The following is a 17,847-nucleotide window of genomic DNA, read 5'->3' as shown; positions in this document are numbered from 1 at the left end:
GGGGGCGATTACCACGGCAGGGTTCGTGACTGGGGTGAAGTCGTAACAAGGTAGCCGTATCGGAAGGTGCGGCTGGATCACCTCCTTTCTAGAAAATGGTCGAGCAGTTGTTTGCTGCATGCAGCAGATGACCAGCGAGATCCACATGACTCATTTTTAAGCGCCCCACACTTATCGGCTGTGAATACAACATCAGAGTAATAGCGTGAGCCTGCCGAGCTGGCCTCAACAGGCGAGCGTTACTGAGAGGCAGTGCACGCAAGAAACGCGTGGGTCTGTAGCTCAGTCGGTTAGAGCACCGTCTTGATAAGGCGGGGGTCGCTGGTTCGAATCCAGCCAGACCCACCACGGATTTGAAGAGATCCCGGGGGATTAGCTCAGCTGGGAGAGCACCTGCTTTGCAAGCAGGGGGTCGTCGGTTCGATCCCGTCATCCTCCACCAATTACTCTGTGCCATGGTTGACAAACCAAAGCATCCGTTGCGCGAAGGCGTGAGCGGTTGTTCTGGTTTGTCAGTCATAAGGCTCGAAAGAGTCGGCTGTTGTTCTTTAACAATTTGTAGAGTCGAATCAGCGCTGCTAGCGGAAAGCGCCATCTCGTAAAGGGGGTGAGCGTACCGTGCCGCTAGTAGCTTTTGATTGCGTCAAACACAAGACTTCAACTGAGCAAGAAATTGTTTAGGTATGAAGAACGGCGTAACGCGTGAATACTCAATAAACGTATGGAGCTGAGAGGCTCTGTACGAGTCCTGACGACAGTGCAGTCAGCGCTGTCAAAGTTATAGGGTCAAGTGACTAAGTGCATGTGGTGGATGCCTTGGCGATTACAGGCGACGAAGGACGTGATAGCCTGCGATAAGCTTCGGGGAGCTGGCAAATTAGCTTTGATCCGGAGATTTCCGAATGGGGAAACCCACCCCGCGAGGGGTAACTCTGACTGAATACATAGGTCATTGTGGCGAACCGGGTGAACTGAAACATCTCAGTAGCTCGAGGAAAAGACATCAACCGAGATTCCGAAAGTAGCGGCGAGCGAAATTGGAGTAGCCTTTACGTTTTAGCATCGTGTATATCAGAACGGAATGGAAAGTCCGGCCATAGCGGGTGATAGCCCCGTATGAGAAATGCTGCGGTGTGGAACTAAGCGTAAGACAAGTAGGGCGGGACACGAGAAATCCTGTCTGAATATGGGGGGACCATCCTCCAAGGCTAAATACTCGTAATCGACCGATAGTGAACTAGTACCGTGAGGGAAAGGCGAAAAGAACCCCGGGAGGGGAGTGAAATAGATCCTGAAACCGCATGCATACAAAAAGTAGGAGCCCGCAAGGGTGACTGCGTACCTTTTGTATAATGGGTCAGCGACTTACATTCAGTGGCGAGGTTAACCGAATAGGGAAGCCGTAGAGAAATCGAGTCCGAATAGGGCGAATTAGTCGCTGGGTGTAGACCCGAAACCAAGTGATCTATCCATGGCCAGGATGAAGGTACCGTAACAGGTGCTGGAGGTCCGAACCGACTAATGTTGCAAAATTAGCGGATGAGCTGTGGATAGGGGTGAAAGGCTAAACAAACTTGGAAATAGCTGGTTCTCTCCGAAAACTATTTAGGTAGTGCCTCAAGTATTACCATCGGGGGTAGAGCACTGTTATGGCTAGGGGGTCATGGCGACTTACCAAACCATTGCAAACTCCGAATACCGATGAGTACAGCTTGGGAGACAGAGCACCGGGTGCTAACGTCCGGACTCAAGAGGGAAACAACCCAGACCGCCAGCTAAGGTCCCCAAAATTGGCTAAGTGGGAAACGAAGTGGGAAGGCTAAAACAGTCAGGATGTTGGCTTAGAAGCAGCCATCATTTAAAGAAAGCGTAATAGCTCACTGATCGAGTCGTCCTGCGCGGAAGATGTAACGGGGCTAAGCCAGTTACCGAAGCTGCGGATGTGCAATTTATTGCACGTGGTAGGAGAGCGTTCTGTAAGCCTGTGAAGGTGGGTTGTGAAGCCTGCTGGAGGTATCAGAAGTGCGAATGCTGACATGAGTAGCGTTAAAGGGGGTGAAAAGCCCCCTCGCCGAAAGCGCAAGGTTTCCTACGCAACGTTCATCGGCGTAGGGTGAGTCGGCCCCTAAGGCGAGGCAGAGATGCGTAGCTGATGGGAAACAGGTAAATATTCCTGTACCGATCAATAGTGCGATGTGGGGACGGAGAAGGTTAGCTCAGCCAACTGTTGGAATAGTTGGTTCAAGCGTGTAGTCGTGCTCTTTAGGCAAATCCGGAGAGCTTAGATGAGGCGTGATAACGAGTCTGCTTGCAGACGAAGTGAGTGATACCCTGCTTCCAGGAAAAGCCACTAAGCTTCAGCTATTGACGACCGTACCGCAAACCGACACTGGTGCGCGAGATGAGTATTCTAAGGCGCTTGAGAGAACTCTGGAGAAGGAACTCGGCAAATTGACACCGTAACTTCGGAAGAAGGTGTGCCTCTAGTATGTGTAGAGATTTACTCTCGAAGCAGAATGGGGCCGCAGAGAATCGGTGGCTGCAACTGTTTATTAAAAACACAGCACTCTGCAAAGACGAAAGTCGACGTATAGGGTGTGACTCCTGCCCGGTGCTGGAAGATTAAATGATGGGGTGCAAGCTCTTGACTGAAGTCCCAGTAAACGGCGGCCGTAACTATAACGGTCCTAAGGTAGCGAAATTCCTTGTCGGGTAAGTTCCGACCTGCACGAATGGAGTAATGATGGCCACACTGTCTCCTCCAGAGACTCAGCGAAGTTGAAATGTTTGTGGATGATGCAATCTCCCCGCGGAAAGACGGAAGACCCATGAACCTTTACTGTAGCTTTACATTGGACTTTGAACAGATCTGTGTAGGATAGGTGGGAGGCTTTGAAGTGAGGACGCTAGTTCTCATGGAGCCACGTGAAATACCACCCTGGTGTGTTTGAGGTTCTAACCTTGGTCCCTTATCGGGATTGGGGACAGTGTATGGTGGGCAGTTTGACTGGGGCGGTCTCCTCCCAAAGTGTAACGGAGGAGTTCGAAGGTACGCTAAATACGGTCGGAAATCGTGTTGATAGTGCATTGGCATAAGCGTGCTTGACTGCGAGACTGACAAGTCGAGCAGGTACGAAAGTAGGACAAAGTGATCCGGTGGTTCTGTATGGAAGGGCCATCGCTCAACGGATAAAAGGTACTCTGGGGGATAACAGGCTGATACCGCCCAAGAGTTCATATCGACGGCGGTGTTTGGCACCTCGATGTCGGCTCATCTCATCCTGGGGCTGTAGCCGGTCCCAAGGGTATGGCTGTTCGCCATTTAAAGAGGTACGTGAGCTGGGTTTAAAACGTCGTGAGACAGTTTGGTCCCTATCTTCCGTGGGCGCTGCAAGATTGAGAGAGCCTGCTCCTAGTACGAGAGGACCGGAGTGGACGCACCTCTGGTGTATCGGTTGTCACGCCAGTGGCATCGCCGAGTAGCTAAGTGCGGAAGAGATAACCGCTGAAAGCATCTAAGCGGGAAACTCGTCTCAAGATGAGTCTTGCCGGGCTTGAGCCCCCTGAAGGGTCCGTTCGAGACCAGGACGTTGATAGGCTGGGTGTGGAAGCGCAGTAATGCGTTAAGCTAACCAGTACTAATTGCCCGTGAGGCTTGACCCTATAACTTTGACAGTTCAGGCGATGGAAACATCAGCCGATCTGATCAAGGATTATTGAGGACACAAGTTATACCGTTCTTCAGAAGTCAGATCATTCAACGAAATGATCCAACGTGTGAACGCAATCAAAACCAGCTGATTCGAAGTGCAATACATGACGAACTCATGTATACTGCGCAGCTCTACAAATTGGGCCTGTTGAAATCTCTGACGAGACTTCAGCAAGCCAACCAGTTAAGCCTGATGACCATAGCGAGGCGGTCCCACTCCTTCCCATCCCGAACAGGACAGTGAAATGCCTCAGCGCCGATGATAGTGCGGGTTCCCGTGTGAAAGTAGGTCATCGTCAGGCTAATATCTAAGCAAAACGCCCGGTCACATGGCCGGGCGTTTCTGTCTCTGAGTGTGGGTCTGCTAAGGCAGGTCGGGCACTCGGTCCCTAGATGCAAGCCGAAGTCTGCCTGGTGTGTGGCAGCGTTTGCCTCTGTGGATCCAGCTGGGCTTGGCCTGGTTGTAAGCAGAGCAGAAGTTGCAAGCTGATGAAAAATCGCATGCAATAGGTGTTGACGATAGTGAAAACATCAGTCATAATCTCGCTTCTGTGCTGTTGACGAGCTGCAAAGCAGTCGACAGGCGCAAGATTCGATGCAAGTCGGTCTTGTCAAGATGAGCTTGGCTCTCTTGGTTCTTTAAAAATTAACAGCCGATAAGCGTGGGGCGTTTGAAGGTGAGTTTTGATGCTCGGTGACGAGTATCAAGTCTCTTAGACTTTAAACGCTCACGGAAATTAGATGGAATCATGTAAATGGTTTCGTCGATTCCGTTGAGTAAATCAAGATCGAACTGTAGAGTTTGATCCTGGCTCAGATTGAAACGCTGGCGGCATGCCTTACACATGCAAGTCGAACGGTAACAGGTTAAGCTGACGAGTGGCGAACGGGTGAGTAATGTATCGGAACGTGCCCAGTCGTGGGGGATAACTACTCGAAAGAGTGGCTAATACCGCATACGACCTGAGGGTGAAAGCGGGGGACCGTAAGGCCTCGCGCGATTGGAGCGGCCGATATCAGATTAGCTAGTTGGTGGGGTAAAAGCCACCAAGGCGACGATCTGTAGCTGGTCTGAGAGGACGACCAGCCACACTGGGACTGAGACACGGCCCAGACTCCTACGGGAGGCAGCAGTGGGGAATTTTGGACAATGGACGCAAGTCTGATCCAGCCATGCCGCGTGCGGGAAGAAGGCCTTCGGGTTGTAAACCGCTTTTGTCAGGGAAGAAACGAGTTTCTCTAATACAGAGACTTAATGACGGTACCTGAAGAATAAGCACCGGCTAACTACGTGCCAGCAGCCGCGTAATACGTAGGGTGGCAAGCGTTAATCGGAATTACTGGGCGTAAAGCGTGCGCAGGCGGTTATGCAGACAGAGGTGAAATCCCCGGGCTCAACCTGGGAAACTGCCTTTGTGACTGCATAGCTAGAGTACGGCAGAGGGGGATGGAATTCCGCGTGTAGCAGTGAAATGCGTAGATATGCGGAGGAACACCGATGGCGAAGGCAATCCCCTGGGCCTGTACTGACGCTCATGCACGAAGCGTGGGGAGCAAACAGGATTAGATACCCTGGTAGTCCACGCCCTAAACGATGTCAACTGGTTGTTGGGAGGGTTTCTTCTCAGTAACGTAGCTAACGCGTGAAGTTGACCGCCTGGGGAGTACGGCCGCAAGGTTGAAACTCAAAGGAATTGACGGGGACCCGCACAAGCGGTGGATGATGTGGTTTAATTCGATGCAACGCGAAAAACCTTACCTACCCTTGACATGCCAGGAATCCTGCAGAGATGTGGGAGTGCTCGAAAGAGAACCTGGACACAGGTGCTGCATGGCCGTCGTCAGCTCGTGTCGTGAGATGTTGGGTTAAGTCCCGCAACGAGCGCAACCCTTGTCATTAGTTGCTACGAAAGGGCACTCTAATGAGACTGCCGGTGACAAACCGGAGGAAGGTGGGGATGACGTCAGGTCATCATGGCCCTTATGGGTAGGGCTACACACGTCATACAATGGCCGGTACAGAGGGCTGCCAACCCGCGAGGGGAGCTAATCCCAGAAAACCGGTCGTAGTCCGGATCGTAGTCTGCAACTCGACTGCGTGAAGTCGGAATCGCTAGTTAATCGCGGATCAGCTTGCCGCGGTGAATACGTTCCCGGGTCTTGTACACACCGCCCGTCACACCATGGGAGCGGGTTCTGCCAGAAGTAGTTAGCCTAACCGCAAGGGGGGCGATTACCACGGCAGGGTTCGTGACTGGGGTGAAGTCGTAACAAGGTAGCCGTATCGGAAGGTGCGGCTGGATCACCTCCTTTCTAGAAAATGGTCGAGCAGTTGTTTGCTGCATGCAGCAGATGACCAGCGAGATCCACATGACTCATTTTTAAGCGCCCACACTTATCGGCTGTGAATACAACATCAGAGTAATAGCGTGAGCCTGCCGAGCTGGCCTCAACAGGCGAGCGTTACTGAGAGGCAGTGCACGCAAGAAACGCGTGGGTCTGTAGCTCAGTCGGTTAGAGCACCGTCTTGATAAGGCGGGGGTCGCTGGTTCGAATCCAGCCAGACCCACCACGGATTTGAAGAGATCCCGGGGGATTAGCTCAGCTGGGAGAGCACCTGCTTTGCAAGCAGGGGGTCGTCGGTTCGATCCCGTCATCCTCCACCAATTACTCTGTGCCATGGTTGACAAACCAAAGCATCCGTTGCGCGAAGGCGTGAGCGGTTGTTCTGGTTTGTCAGTCATAAGGCTCGAAAGAGTCGGCTGTTGTTCTTTAACAATTTGTAGAGTCGAATCAGCGCTGCTAGCGGAAAGCGCCATCTCGTAAAGGGGGTGAGCGTACCGTGCCGCTAGTAGCTTTTGATTGCGTCAAACACAAGACTTCAACTGAGCAAGAAATTGTTTAGGTATGAAGAACGGCGTAACGCGTGAATACTCAATAAACGTATGGAGCTGAGAGGCTCTGTACGAGTCCTTGACGACAGTGCAGTCAGCGCTGTCAAAGTTATAGGGTCAAGTGACTAAGTGCATGTGGTGGATGCCTTGGCGATTACAGGCGACGAAGGACGTGATAGCCTGCGATAAGCTTCGGGGAGCTGGCAAATTAGCTTTGATCCGGAGATTTCCGAATGGGGAAACCCACCCCGCGAGGGGTAACTCTGACTGAATACATAGGTCATTGTGGCGAACCGGGTGAACTGAAACATCTCAGTAGCTCGAGGAAAAGACATCAACCGAGATTCCGAAAGTAGCGGCGAGCGAAATTGGAGTAGCCTTTACGTTTTAGCATCGTGTATATCAGAACGGAATGGAAAGTCCGGCCATAGCGGGTGATAGCCCCGTATGAGAAATGCTGCGGTGTGGAACTAAGCGTAAGACAAGTAGGGCGGGACACGAGAAATCCTGTCTGAATATGGGGGGACCATCCTCCAAGGCTAAATACTCGTAATCGACCGATAGTGAACTAGTACCGTGAGGGAAAGGCGAAAAGAACCCCGGGAGGGGAGTGAAATAGATCCTGAAACCGCATGCATACAAAAAGTAGGAGCCCGCAAGGGTGACTGCGTACCTTTTGTATAATGGGTCAGCGACTTACATTCAGTGGCGAGGTTAACCGAATAGGGAAGCCGTAGAGAAATCGAGTCCGAATAGGGCGAATTAGTCGCTGGGTGTAGACCCGAAACCAAGTGATCTATCCATGGCCAGGATGAAGGTACCGTAACAGGTGCTGGAGGTCCGAACCGACTAATGTTGCAAAATTAGCGGATGAGCTGTGGATAGGGGTGAAAGGCTAAACAAACTTGGAAATAGCTGGTTCTCTCCGAAAACTATTTAGGTAGTGCCTCAAGTATTACCATCGGGGGTAGAGCACTGTTATGGCTAGGGGGTCATGGCGACTTACCAAACCATTGCAAACTCCGAATACCGATGAGTACAGCTTGGGAGACAGAGCACCGGGTGCTAACGTCCGGACTCAAGAGGGAAACAACCCAGACCGCCAGCTAAGGTCCCCAAAATTGGCTAAGTGGGAAACGAAGTGGGAAGGCTAAAACAGTCAGGATGTTGGCTTAGAAGCAGCCATCATTTAAAGAAAGCGTAATAGCTCACTGATCGAGTCGTCCTGCGCGGAAGATGTAACGGGGCTAAGCCAGTTACCGAAGCTGCGGATGTGCAATTTATTGCACGTGGTAGGAGAGCGTTCTGTAAGCCTGTGAAGGTGGGTTGTGAAGCCTGCTGGAGGTATCAGAAGTGCGAATGCTGACATGAGTAGCGTTAAAGGGGGTGAAAAGCCCCCTCGCCGAAAGCGCAAGGTTTCCTACGCAACGTTCATCGGCGTAGGGTGAGTCGGCCCCTAAGGCGAGGCAGAGATGCGTAGCTGATGGGAAACAGGTAAATATTCCTGTACCGATCAATAGTGCGATGTGGGGACGGAGAAGGTTAGCTCAGCCAACTGTTGGAATAGTTGGTTCAAGCGTGTAGTCGTGCTCTTTAGGCAAATCCGGAGAGCTTAGATGAGGCGTGATAACGAGTCTGCTTGCAGACGAAGTGAGTGATACCCTGCTTCCAGGAAAAGCCACTAAGCTTCAGCTATTGACGACCGTACCGCAAACCGACACTGGTGCGCGAGATGAGTATTCTAAGGCGCTTGAGAGAACTCTGGAGAAGGAACTCGGCAAATTGACACCGTAACTTCGGAAGAAGGTGTGCCTCTAGTATGTGTAGAGATTTACTCTCGAAGCAGAATGGGGCCGCAGAGAATCGGTGGCTGCAACTGTTTATTAAAAACACAGCACTCTGCAAAGACGAAAGTCGACGTATAGGGTGTGACTCCTGCCCGGTGCTGGAAGATTAAATGATGGGGTGCAAGCTCTTGACTGAAGTCCCAGTAAACGGCGGCCGTAACTATAACGGTCCTAAGGTAGCGAAATTCCTTGTCGGGTAAGTTCCGACCTGCACGAATGGAGTAATGATGGCCACACTGTCTCCTCCAGAGACTCAGCGAAGTTGAAATGTTTGTGATGATGCAATCTCCCCGCGGAAAGACGGAAAGACCCCATGAACCTTTACTGTAGCTTTACATTGGACTTTGAACAGATCTGTGTAGGATAGGTGGGAGGCTTTGAAGTGAGGACGCTAGTTCTCATGGAGCCAACGTTGAAATACCACCCTGGTGTGTTTGAGGTTCTAACCTTGGTCCCTTATCGGGATTGGGGGACAGTGTATGGTGGGCAGTTTGACTGGGGCGGTCTCCTCCCAAAGTGTAACGGAGGAGTTCGAAGGTACGCTAAATACGGTCGGAAATCGTGTTGATAGTGCATTGGCATAAGCGTGCTTGACTGCGAGACTGACAAGTCGAGCAGGTACGAAAGTAGGACAAAGTGATCCGGTGGTTCTGTATGGAAGGGCCATCGCTCAACGGATAAAAGGTACTCTGGGGATAACAGGCTGATACCGCCCAAGAGTTCATATCGACGGCGGTGTTTGGCACCTCGATGTCGGCTCATCTCATCCTGGGGCTGTAGCCGGTCCCAAGGGTATGGCTGTTCGCCATTTAAAGAGGTACGTGAGCTGGGTTTAAAACGTCGTGAGACAGTTTGGTCCCTATCTTCCGTGGGCGCTGCAAGATTGAGAGAGCCTGCTCCTAGTACGAGAGGACCGGAGTGGACGCACCTCTGGTGTATCGGTTGTCACGCCAGTGGCATCGCCGAGTAGCTAAGTGCGGAAGAGATAACCGCTGAAAGCATCTAAGCGGGAAACTCGTCTCAAGATGAGTCTTGCCGGGGCCTTGAGCCCCCTGAAGGGTCGTTCGAGACCAGGACGTTGATAGGCTGGGTGTGGAAGCGCAGTAATGCGTTAAGCTAACCAGTACTAATTGCCCGTGAGGCTTGACCCTATAACTTTGACAGTTCAGGCGATGGAAACATCAGCCGATCTGATCAAGGATTATTGAGGACACAAGTTATACCGTTCTTCAGAAGTCAGATCATTCAACGAAATGATCCAACGTGTGAACGCAATCAAAACCAGCTGATTCGAAGTGCAATACATGACGAACTCATGTATACTGCGCAGCTCTACAAATTGGGCCTGTTGAAAATCTCTGACGAGACTTCAGCAAGCCAACCAGTTAAGCCTGATGACCATAGCGAGGCGGTCCCACTCCTTCCCATCCCGAACAGGACAGTGAAATGCCTCAGCGCCGATGATAGTGCGGGTTCCCGTGTGAAAGTAGGTCATCGTCAGGCTAATATCTAAGCAAAACGCCCGGTCACATGGCCGGGCGTTTCTGTCTCTGAGTGTGGGTCTGCTAAGGCAGGTCGGGCACTCGGTCCCTAGATGCAAGCGAAGTCTGCCTGGTGTGTGGCAGCGTTTGCCTCTGTGGATCCAGCTGGGCTTGGCCTGGTTGTAAGCAGAGCAGAAGTTGCAAGCTGATGAAAATCGCATGCAATAGGTGTTGACGATAGTGAAAACATCAGTCATAATCTCGCTTCTGTGCTGTTGACGAGCTGCAAAGCAGTCGACAGGCGCAAGATTCGATGCAAGTCGGTCTTGTCAAGATGAGCTTGGCTCTCTTGGTTCTTTAAAAATTAACAGCCGATAAGCGTGGGCGTTTGAAGGTGAGTTTTGATGCTCGGTGACGAGTATCAAGTCTCTTAGACTTTAAACGCTCACGGAAATTAGATGGAATCATGTAAATGGTTTCGTCGATTCCGTTGAGTAAATCAAGATCGAACTGTAGAGTTTGATCCTGGCTCAGATTGAACGCTGGCGGCATGCCTTACACATGCAAGTCGAACGGTAACAGGTTAAGCTGACGAGTGGCGAACGGGTGAGTAATGTATCGGAACGTGCCCAGTCGTGGGGGATAACTACTCGAAAGAGTGGCTAATACCGCATACGACCTGAGGGTGAAAGCGGGGGACCGTAAGGCCTCGCGCGATTGGAGCGGCCGATATCAGATTAGCTAGTTGGTGGGGTAAAAGCCCACCAAGGCGACGATCTGTAGCTGGTCTGAGAGGACGACCAGCCACACTGGGACTGAGACACGGCCCAGACTCCTACGGGAGGCAGCAGTGGGGAATTTTGGACAATGGACGCAAGTCTGATCCAGCCATGCCGCGTGCGGGAAGAAGGCCTTCGGGTTGTAAACCGCTTTTGTCAGGGAAGAAACGAGTTTCTCTAATACAGAGACTTAATGACGGTACCTGAAGAATAAGCACCGGGCTAACTACGTGCCAGCAGCCGCGGTAATACGTAGGGTGGCAAGCGTTAATCGGAATTACTGGGCGTAAAGCGTGCGCAGGCGGTTATGCAAGACAGAGGTGAAATCCCCGGGCTCAACCTGGGAACTGCCTTTGTGACTGCATAGCTAGAGTACGGCAGAGGGGGATGGAATTCCGCGTGTAGCAGTGAAATGCGTAGATATGCGGAGGAACACCGATGGCGAAGGCAATCCCCTGGGCCTGTACTGACGCTCATGCACGAAAGCGTGGGGAGCAAACAGGATTAGATACCCTGGTAGTCCACGCCCTAAACGATGTCAACTGGTTGTTGGGAGGGTTTCTTCTCAGTAACGTAGCTAACGCGTGAAGTTGACCGCCTGGGGAGTACGGCCGCAAGGTTGAAACTCAAAGGAATTGACGGGGACCCGCACAAGCGGTGGATGATGTGGTTTAATTCGATGCAACGCGAAAAACCTTACCTACCCTTGACATGCCAGGAATCCTGCAGAGATGTGGGAGTGCTCGAAAGAGAACCTGGACACAGGTGCTGCATGGCCGTCGTCAGCTCGTGTCGTGAGATGTTGGGTTAAGTCCCGCAACGAGCGCAACCCTTGTCATTAGTTGCTACGGAAAGGGCACTCTAATGAGACTGCCGGTGACAAACCGGAGGAAGGTGGGGATGACGTCAGGTCATCATGGCCCTTATGGGTAGGGCTACACACGTCATACAATGGCCGGTACAGAGGGCTGCCAACCCGCGAGGGGGAGCTAATCCAGAAAACCGGTCGTAGTCCGGATCGTAGTCTGCAACTCGACTGCGTGAAGTCGGAATCGCTAGTAATCGCGGATCAGCTTGCCCGCGGTGAATACGTTCCCGGGTCTTGGTACACACCGCCCGTCACACCATGGGAGCGGGTTCTGCCAGAAGTAGTTAGCCTAACCGCAAGGGGGGCGATTACCACGGCAGGGTTCGTGACTGGGGTGAAGTCGTAACAAGGTAGCCGTATCGGAAGGTGCGGCTGGATCACCTCCTTTCTAGAAAATGGTCGAGCAGTTGTTTGCTGCATGCAGCAGATGAACCCAGCGAGATCCACATGACTCATTTTTAAGCGCCCACACTTATCGGCTGTGAATACAACATCAGAGTAATAGCGTGAGCCTGCCGAGCTGGCCTCAACAGGCGAGCGTTACTGAGAGGCAGTGCACGCAAGAAACGCGTGGGTCTGTAGCTCAGTCGGTTAGAGCACCGTCTTGATAAGGCGGGGGTCGCTGGTTCGAATCCAGCCAGACCCACCACGGATTTGAAGAGATCCCGGGGATTAGCTCAGCTGGGAGAGCACCTGCTTTGCAAGCAGGGGGTCGTCGGTTCGATCCCGTCATCCTCCACCAATTACTCTGTGCCATGGTTGACAAACCAAAGCATCCGTTGCGCGAAGGCGTGAGCGGTTGTTCTGGTTTGTCAGTCATAAGGCTCGAAAGAGTCGGCTGTTGTTCAACAATTTGTAGAGTCGAATCAGCGCTGCTAGCGGAAAGCGCCATCTCGTAAAGGGGGTGAGCGTACCGTGCCGCTAGTAGCTTTTGATTGCGTCAAACACAAGACTTCAACTGAGCAGAAATTGTTTAGGTATGAAGAACGGCGTAACGCGTGAATACTCAATAAACGTATGGAGCTGAGAGGCTCTGTACGAGTCCTTGACGACAGTGCAGTCAGCGCTGTCAAAGTTATAGGGTCAAGTGACTAAGTGCATGTGGTGGATGCCTTGGCGATTACAGGCGACGAAGGACGTGATAGCCTGCGATAAGCTTCGGGGAGCTTGCGGATTGGCTTTGATCCGGCGCTTTCCGAGTGGGGTGGGTTTCCCCGTTGGGTAACTCTGGCTGAATGCATTTGTCATTGTTGAACTTCGCTGCTGTACGTTCGGCCTGTCATCGCTAAGGCTTGCAGGAGTGATGCATGCCCTTATTGACAGCGCTGACTGGTCGTCAAGACTCGTACAGAGCCTCTCAGCTCCATACGTTTATTGAGTATTCACGCGTTACGCCGTTCTTCATACCTAAACAATTTCTTGCTCAGTTGAAGTCTTGTGTTTGACGCAATCAAAAGCTACTAGCGGCACGGTACGCGAGATGCGCTTTCCGCTAGCAGCGCTGATTCGACTCTACAAATTGTTAAAGAACAACAGCCGACTCTTTCGAGCCTTATGACTGACAAACCAGAACAACCGCTCACGCCTTCGCGCAACGGATGCTTTGGTTTGTCAACCATGGCACAGAGTAATTGGTGGAGGATGACGGGATTGCTTGCAAAGCAGGTGCTCTCCCAGCTGAGCTAATCCCCGGGATCTCTTCAAATCCGTGGTGGGTCTGGCTGGATTCGAACCAGCGACCCCGCCTTATCAAGACGGTGCTCTAACCGACTGAGCTACAGACCCACGCGTTTCTTGCGTGCACTGCCTCTCAGTAACGCTCGCCTGTTGAGGCCAGCTCGGCAGGCTCACGCTATTACTCTGATGTTGTATTCACAGCCGATAAGTGTGGGCGCTTAAAAATGAGTCATGTGGATCTCGCTGGTCATCTGCTGCATGCAGCAAACAACTGCTCGACCATTTTCTAGAAAGGAGGTGATCCAGCCGCACCTTCCGATACGGCTACCTTGTTACGACTTCACCCCAGTCACGAACCCTGCCGTGGTAATCGCCCCCCTTGCGGTTAGGCTAACTACTTCTGGCAGAACCCGCTCCCATGGTGTGACGGGCGGTGTGTACAAGACCCGGGAACGTATTCACCGCGGCAAGCTGATCCGCGATTACTAGCGATTCCGACTTCACGCAGTCGAGTTGCAGACTACGATCCGGACTACGACCGGTTTTCTGGGATTAGCTCCCCCTCGCGGTTGGCAGCCCTCTGTACCGGCCATTGTATGACGTGTGTAGCCCTACCCATAAGGGCCATGATGACCTGACGTCATCCCCACCTTCCTCCGGTTTGTCACCGGCAGTCTCATTAGAGTGCCCTTTCGTAGCAACTAATGACAAGGGTTGCGCTCGTTGCGGGACTTAACCCAACATCTCACGACACGAGCTGACGACGGCCATGCAGCACCTGTGTCCAGGTTCTCTTTCGAGCACTCCCACATCTCTGCAGGATTCCTGGCATGTCAAGGGTAGGTAAGGTTTTTCCGCGTTGCATCGAATTAAACCACATCATCCACCGCTTGTGCGGGTCCCCGTCAATTCCTTTGAGTTTCAACCTTGCGGCCGTACTCCCCAGGCGGTCAACTTCACGCGTTAGCTACGTTACTGAGAAGAAACCCTCCCAACAACCAGTTGACATCGTTTAGGGCGTGGACTACCAGGGTATCTAATCCTGTTTGCTCCCCACGCTTTCGTGCATGAGCGTCAGTACAGGCCCAGGGGATTGCCTTCGCCATCGGTGTTCCTCCGCATATCTACGCATTTCACTGCTACACGCGGAATTCCATCCCCCTCTGCCGTACTCTAGCTATGCAGTCACAAAGGCAGTTCCCAGGTTGAGCCCGGGGATTTCACCTCTGTCTTGCATAACCGCCTGCGCACGCTTTACGCCCAGTAATTCCGATTAACGCTTGCACCCTACGTATTACCGCGGCTGCTGGCACGTAGTTAGCCGGTGCTTATTCTTCAGGTACCGTCATTAAGTCTCTGTATTAGAGAAACTCGTTTCTTCCCTGACAAAAGCGGTTTACAACCCGAAGGCCTTCTTCCCGCACGCGGCATGGCTGGATCAGACTTGCGTCCATTGTCCAAAATTCCCCCACTGCTGCCTCCCGTAGGAGTCTGGGCCGTGTCTCAGTCCCAGTGTGGCTGGTCGTCCTCTCAGACCAGCTACAGATCGTCGCCTTGGTGGGCTTTTACCCCACCAACTAGCTAATCTGATATCGGCCGCTCCAATCGCGCGAGGCCTTACGGTCCCCCGCTTTCACCCTCAGGTCGTATGCGGTATTAGCCACTCTTTCGAGTAGTTATCCCCCACGACTGGGCACGTTCCGATACATTACTCACCCGTTCGCCACTCGTCAGCTTAACCTGTTACCGTTCGACTTGCATGTGTAAGGCATGCCGCCAGCGTTCAATCTGAGCCAGGATCAAACTCTACAGTTCGATCTTGATTTACTCAACGGAATCGACGAAACCATTTACATGATTCCATCTAATTTCCGTGAGCGTTTAAAGTCTAAGAGACTTGATACTCGTCACCGAGCATCAAAACTCACCTTCAAACGCCCACGCTTATCGGCTGTTAATTTTTAAAGAACCAAGAGAGCCAAGCTCATCTTGACAAGACCGACTTGCATCGAATCTTGCGCCTGTCGACTGCTTTGCAGCTCGTCAACAGCACAGAAGCGAGATTATGACTGATGTTTTCACTATCGTCAACACCTATTGCATGCGATTTTCATCAGCTTGCAACTTCTGCTCTGCTTACAACCAGGCCAAGCCCAGCTGGATCCACAGAGGCAAACGCTGCCACACACCAGGCAGACTTCGCTTGCATCTAGGGACGAGTGCCCGACCTGCCTTAGCAGACCCACACTCAGAGACAGAAACGCCCGGCCATGTGACCGGGCGTTTTGCTTAGATATTAGCCTGACGATGACCTACTTTCACACGGGAACCCGCACTATCATCGGCGCTGAGGCATTTCACTGTCCTGTTCGGGATGGGAAGGAGTGGGACCGCCTCGCTATGGTCATCAGGCTTAACTGGTTGGCTTGCTGAAGTCTCGTCAGAGATTTTCAACAGGCCCAATTTGTAGAGCTGCGCAGTATACATGAGTTCGTCATGTATTGCACTTCGAATCAGCTGGTTTTGATTGCGTTCACACGTTGGATCATTTCGTTGAATGATCTGACTTCTGAAGAACGGTATAACTTGTGTCCTCAATAATCCTTGATCAGATCGGCTGATGTTTCCATCGCCTGAACTGTCAAAGTTATAGGGTCAAGCCTCACGGGCAATTAGTACTGGTTAGCTTAACGCATTACTGCGCTTCCACACCCAGCCTATCAACGTCCTGGTCTCGAACGACCCTTCAGGGGGCTCAAGGCCCCGGCAAGACTCATCTTGAGACGAGTTTCCCGCTTAGATGCTTTCAGCGGTTATCTCTTCCGCACTTAGCTACTCGGCGATGCCACTGGCGTGACAACCGATACACCAGAGGTGCGTCCACTCCGGTCCTCTCGTACTAGGAGCAGGCTCTCTCAATCTTGCAGCGCCCACGGAAGATAGGGACCAAACTGTCTCACGACGTTTTAAACCCAGCTCACGTACCTCTTTAAATGGCGAACAGCCATACCCTTGGGACCGGGCTACAGCCCCAGGATGAGATGAGCCGACATCGAGGTGCCAAAACACGCCGTCGATATGAACTCTTGGGCGGTATCAGCCTGTTATCCCCAGAGTACCTTTTATCCGTTGAGCGATGGCCCTTCCATACAGAACCACCGGATCACTTTGTCCTACTTTCGTACCTGCTCGACTTGTCAGTCTCGCAGTCAAGCACGCTTATGCCAATGCACTATCAACACGATTTCCGACCGTATTTAGCGTACCTTCGAACTCCTCCGTTACACTTTGGGAGGAGACCGCCCCAGTCAAACTGCCACCATACACTGTCCCCAATCCCGATAAGGGACCAAGGTTAGAACCTCAAACACACCAGGGTGGTATTTCAACGTTGGCTCCATGAGAACTAGCGTCCTCACTTCAAAGCCTCCACCTATCCTACACAGATCTGTTCAAAGTCCAATGTAAAGCTACAGTAAAGGTTCATGGGGTCTTTCCGTCTTTCCGCGGGGAGATTGCATCATCACAAACATTTCAACTTCGCTGAGTCTCTGGAGGAGACAGTGTGGCCATCATTACTCCATTCGTTGCAGGTCCGGAACTTACCACGACAAGGAATTTCGCTACCTTAGGACCGTTATAGTTACCGGCCGCCGTTTACTGGGACTTCCAGTCAAGAGCTTGCACCCCATCATTTAATCTTCCAGCACCGGCAGGAGTCACACCCTATACGTCGACTTTCGTCTTTGCAGAGTGCTGTGTTTTTAATAAACAGTTGCAGCCACCGATTCTCTGCGGCCCCATTCTGCTTCGAGAGTAAATCCTCTACACATACTAGAGGCACACCTTCTTCCGAAGTTACCGGTGTCAATTTGCCGAGTTCCTTCTCCAGAGTTCTCTCAAGCGCCTTAGAATACTCATCTCGCGCACCAGTGTCGGTTTGCGGTACGGTCGTCAATAGCTGAAGCTTAGTGGCTTTTCCTGGAAGCAGGGTATCACTCACTTCGTCTGCAAGCAGACTCGTTATCACGCCTCATCTAAGCTCTCCGGATTTGCCTAAAGAGCACGACTACACGCTTGAACCAACTATTCCAACAGTTGGCTGAGCTAACCTTCTCCGTCCCCACATCGCACTATTGATCGGTACAGGAATATTTACCTGTTTCCCATCAGCTACGCATCTCTGCCTCGCCTTAGGGGCCGACTCACCCTACGCCGATGAACGTTGCGTAGGAAACCTTGCGCTTTCGGCGAGGGGGCTTTTCACCCCTTTAACGCTACTCATGTCAGCATTCGCACTTCTGATACCTCCAGCAGGCTTCACAACCCACCTTCACAGGCTTACAGAACGCTCTCCTACCACGTGCAATAAATTGCACATCCGCAGCTTCGGTAACTGGCTTAGCCCCGTTACATCTTCCGCGCAGGACGACTCGATCAGTGAGCTATTACGCTTTCTTTAAATGATGGCTGCTTCTAAGCCAACATCCTGACTGTTTTAGCCTTCCCACTTCGTTTCCCACTTAGCCAATTTTGGGGACCTTAGCTGGCGGTCTGGGTGTTTCCCTCTTGAGTCCGGACGTTAGCAC

6 tRNA genes and 10 rRNA genes are annotated in these 17,847 nt (G+C 52.1%); 12 read left to right on the top strand and 4 right to left on the bottom strand.

Annotation, left to right across the window (positions count from 1 at the left end):
* From C1O66_RS03485 to C1O66_RS03430, 12 genes are all read left to right on the top strand, one after another.
* Nucleotides 1-88 (top strand): 16S ribosomal RNA (locus C1O66_RS03485); the annotation flags it as partial.
* Between the two features lie 183 nt (nucleotides 89-271).
* Nucleotides 272-348: transfer RNA gene (locus C1O66_RS03480), tRNA-Ile, on the top strand.
* 18 nt (nucleotides 349-366) lie between these two features.
* A tRNA-Ala gene (locus tag C1O66_RS03475) sits at nucleotides 367-442 on the top strand.
* 342 nt (nucleotides 443-784) lie between these two features.
* Nucleotides 785-3,663: ribosomal RNA gene (locus C1O66_RS03470) — 23S ribosomal RNA — on the top strand.
* A gap of 238 nt (nucleotides 3,664-3,901) precedes the next feature.
* Nucleotides 3,902-4,014: ribosomal RNA gene (gene rrf / locus C1O66_RS03465) — 5S ribosomal RNA — on the top strand.
* A 488-nt stretch (nucleotides 4,015-4,502) separates the two neighbouring features.
* Nucleotides 4,503-6,025 (top strand): 16S ribosomal RNA (locus C1O66_RS03460).
* A 182-nt stretch (nucleotides 6,026-6,207) separates the two neighbouring features.
* Nucleotides 6,208-6,284: transfer RNA gene (locus tag C1O66_RS03455), tRNA-Ile, on the top strand.
* Nucleotides 6,285-6,302: 18 nt separating this feature from the next.
* Nucleotides 6,303-6,378 (top strand) — tRNA-Ala (locus tag C1O66_RS03450).
* Nucleotides 6,379-6,721: 343 nt separating this feature from the next.
* Nucleotides 6,722-9,604, top strand: a 23S ribosomal RNA gene (locus tag C1O66_RS03445).
* Nucleotides 9,605-9,843: 239 nt separating this feature from the next.
* Nucleotides 9,844-9,956, top strand: a 5S ribosomal RNA gene (rrf, locus tag C1O66_RS03440).
* 485 nt (nucleotides 9,957-10,441) lie between these two features.
* A 16S ribosomal RNA gene (locus tag C1O66_RS03435) occupies nucleotides 10,442-11,969 on the top strand.
* 184 nt (nucleotides 11,970-12,153) lie between these two features.
* Nucleotides 12,154-12,230, top strand: a tRNA-Ile gene (locus C1O66_RS03430).
* 1,060 nt (nucleotides 12,231-13,290) lie between these two features.
* Here C1O66_RS03430 and C1O66_RS03420 read toward each other — a convergent pair.
* The 4 genes from C1O66_RS03420 to C1O66_RS03405 form a co-directional block, all read right to left on the bottom strand.
* Nucleotides 13,291-13,366: transfer RNA gene (locus C1O66_RS03420), tRNA-Ile, on the bottom strand.
* A gap of 182 nt (nucleotides 13,367-13,548) precedes the next feature.
* Nucleotides 13,549-15,073 (bottom strand): 16S ribosomal RNA (locus tag C1O66_RS03415).
* Nucleotides 15,074-15,557: 484 nt separating this feature from the next.
* Nucleotides 15,558-15,670 (bottom strand): 5S ribosomal RNA (gene rrf, locus C1O66_RS03410).
* A 239-nt stretch (nucleotides 15,671-15,909) separates the two neighbouring features.
* A 23S ribosomal RNA gene (locus C1O66_RS03405) occupies nucleotides 15,910-17,847 on the bottom strand; the annotation flags it as partial.

The sequence above is a fragment of the Paucibacter aquatile genome, assembly GCF_002885975.1.
In the GTDB taxonomy this organism is placed as follows: Bacteria; Pseudomonadota; Gammaproteobacteria; order Burkholderiales; family Burkholderiaceae_C; genus Paucibacter_A; species Paucibacter_A aquatilis.
This window is presented reverse-complemented; position numbering and strand designations above follow the sequence as displayed.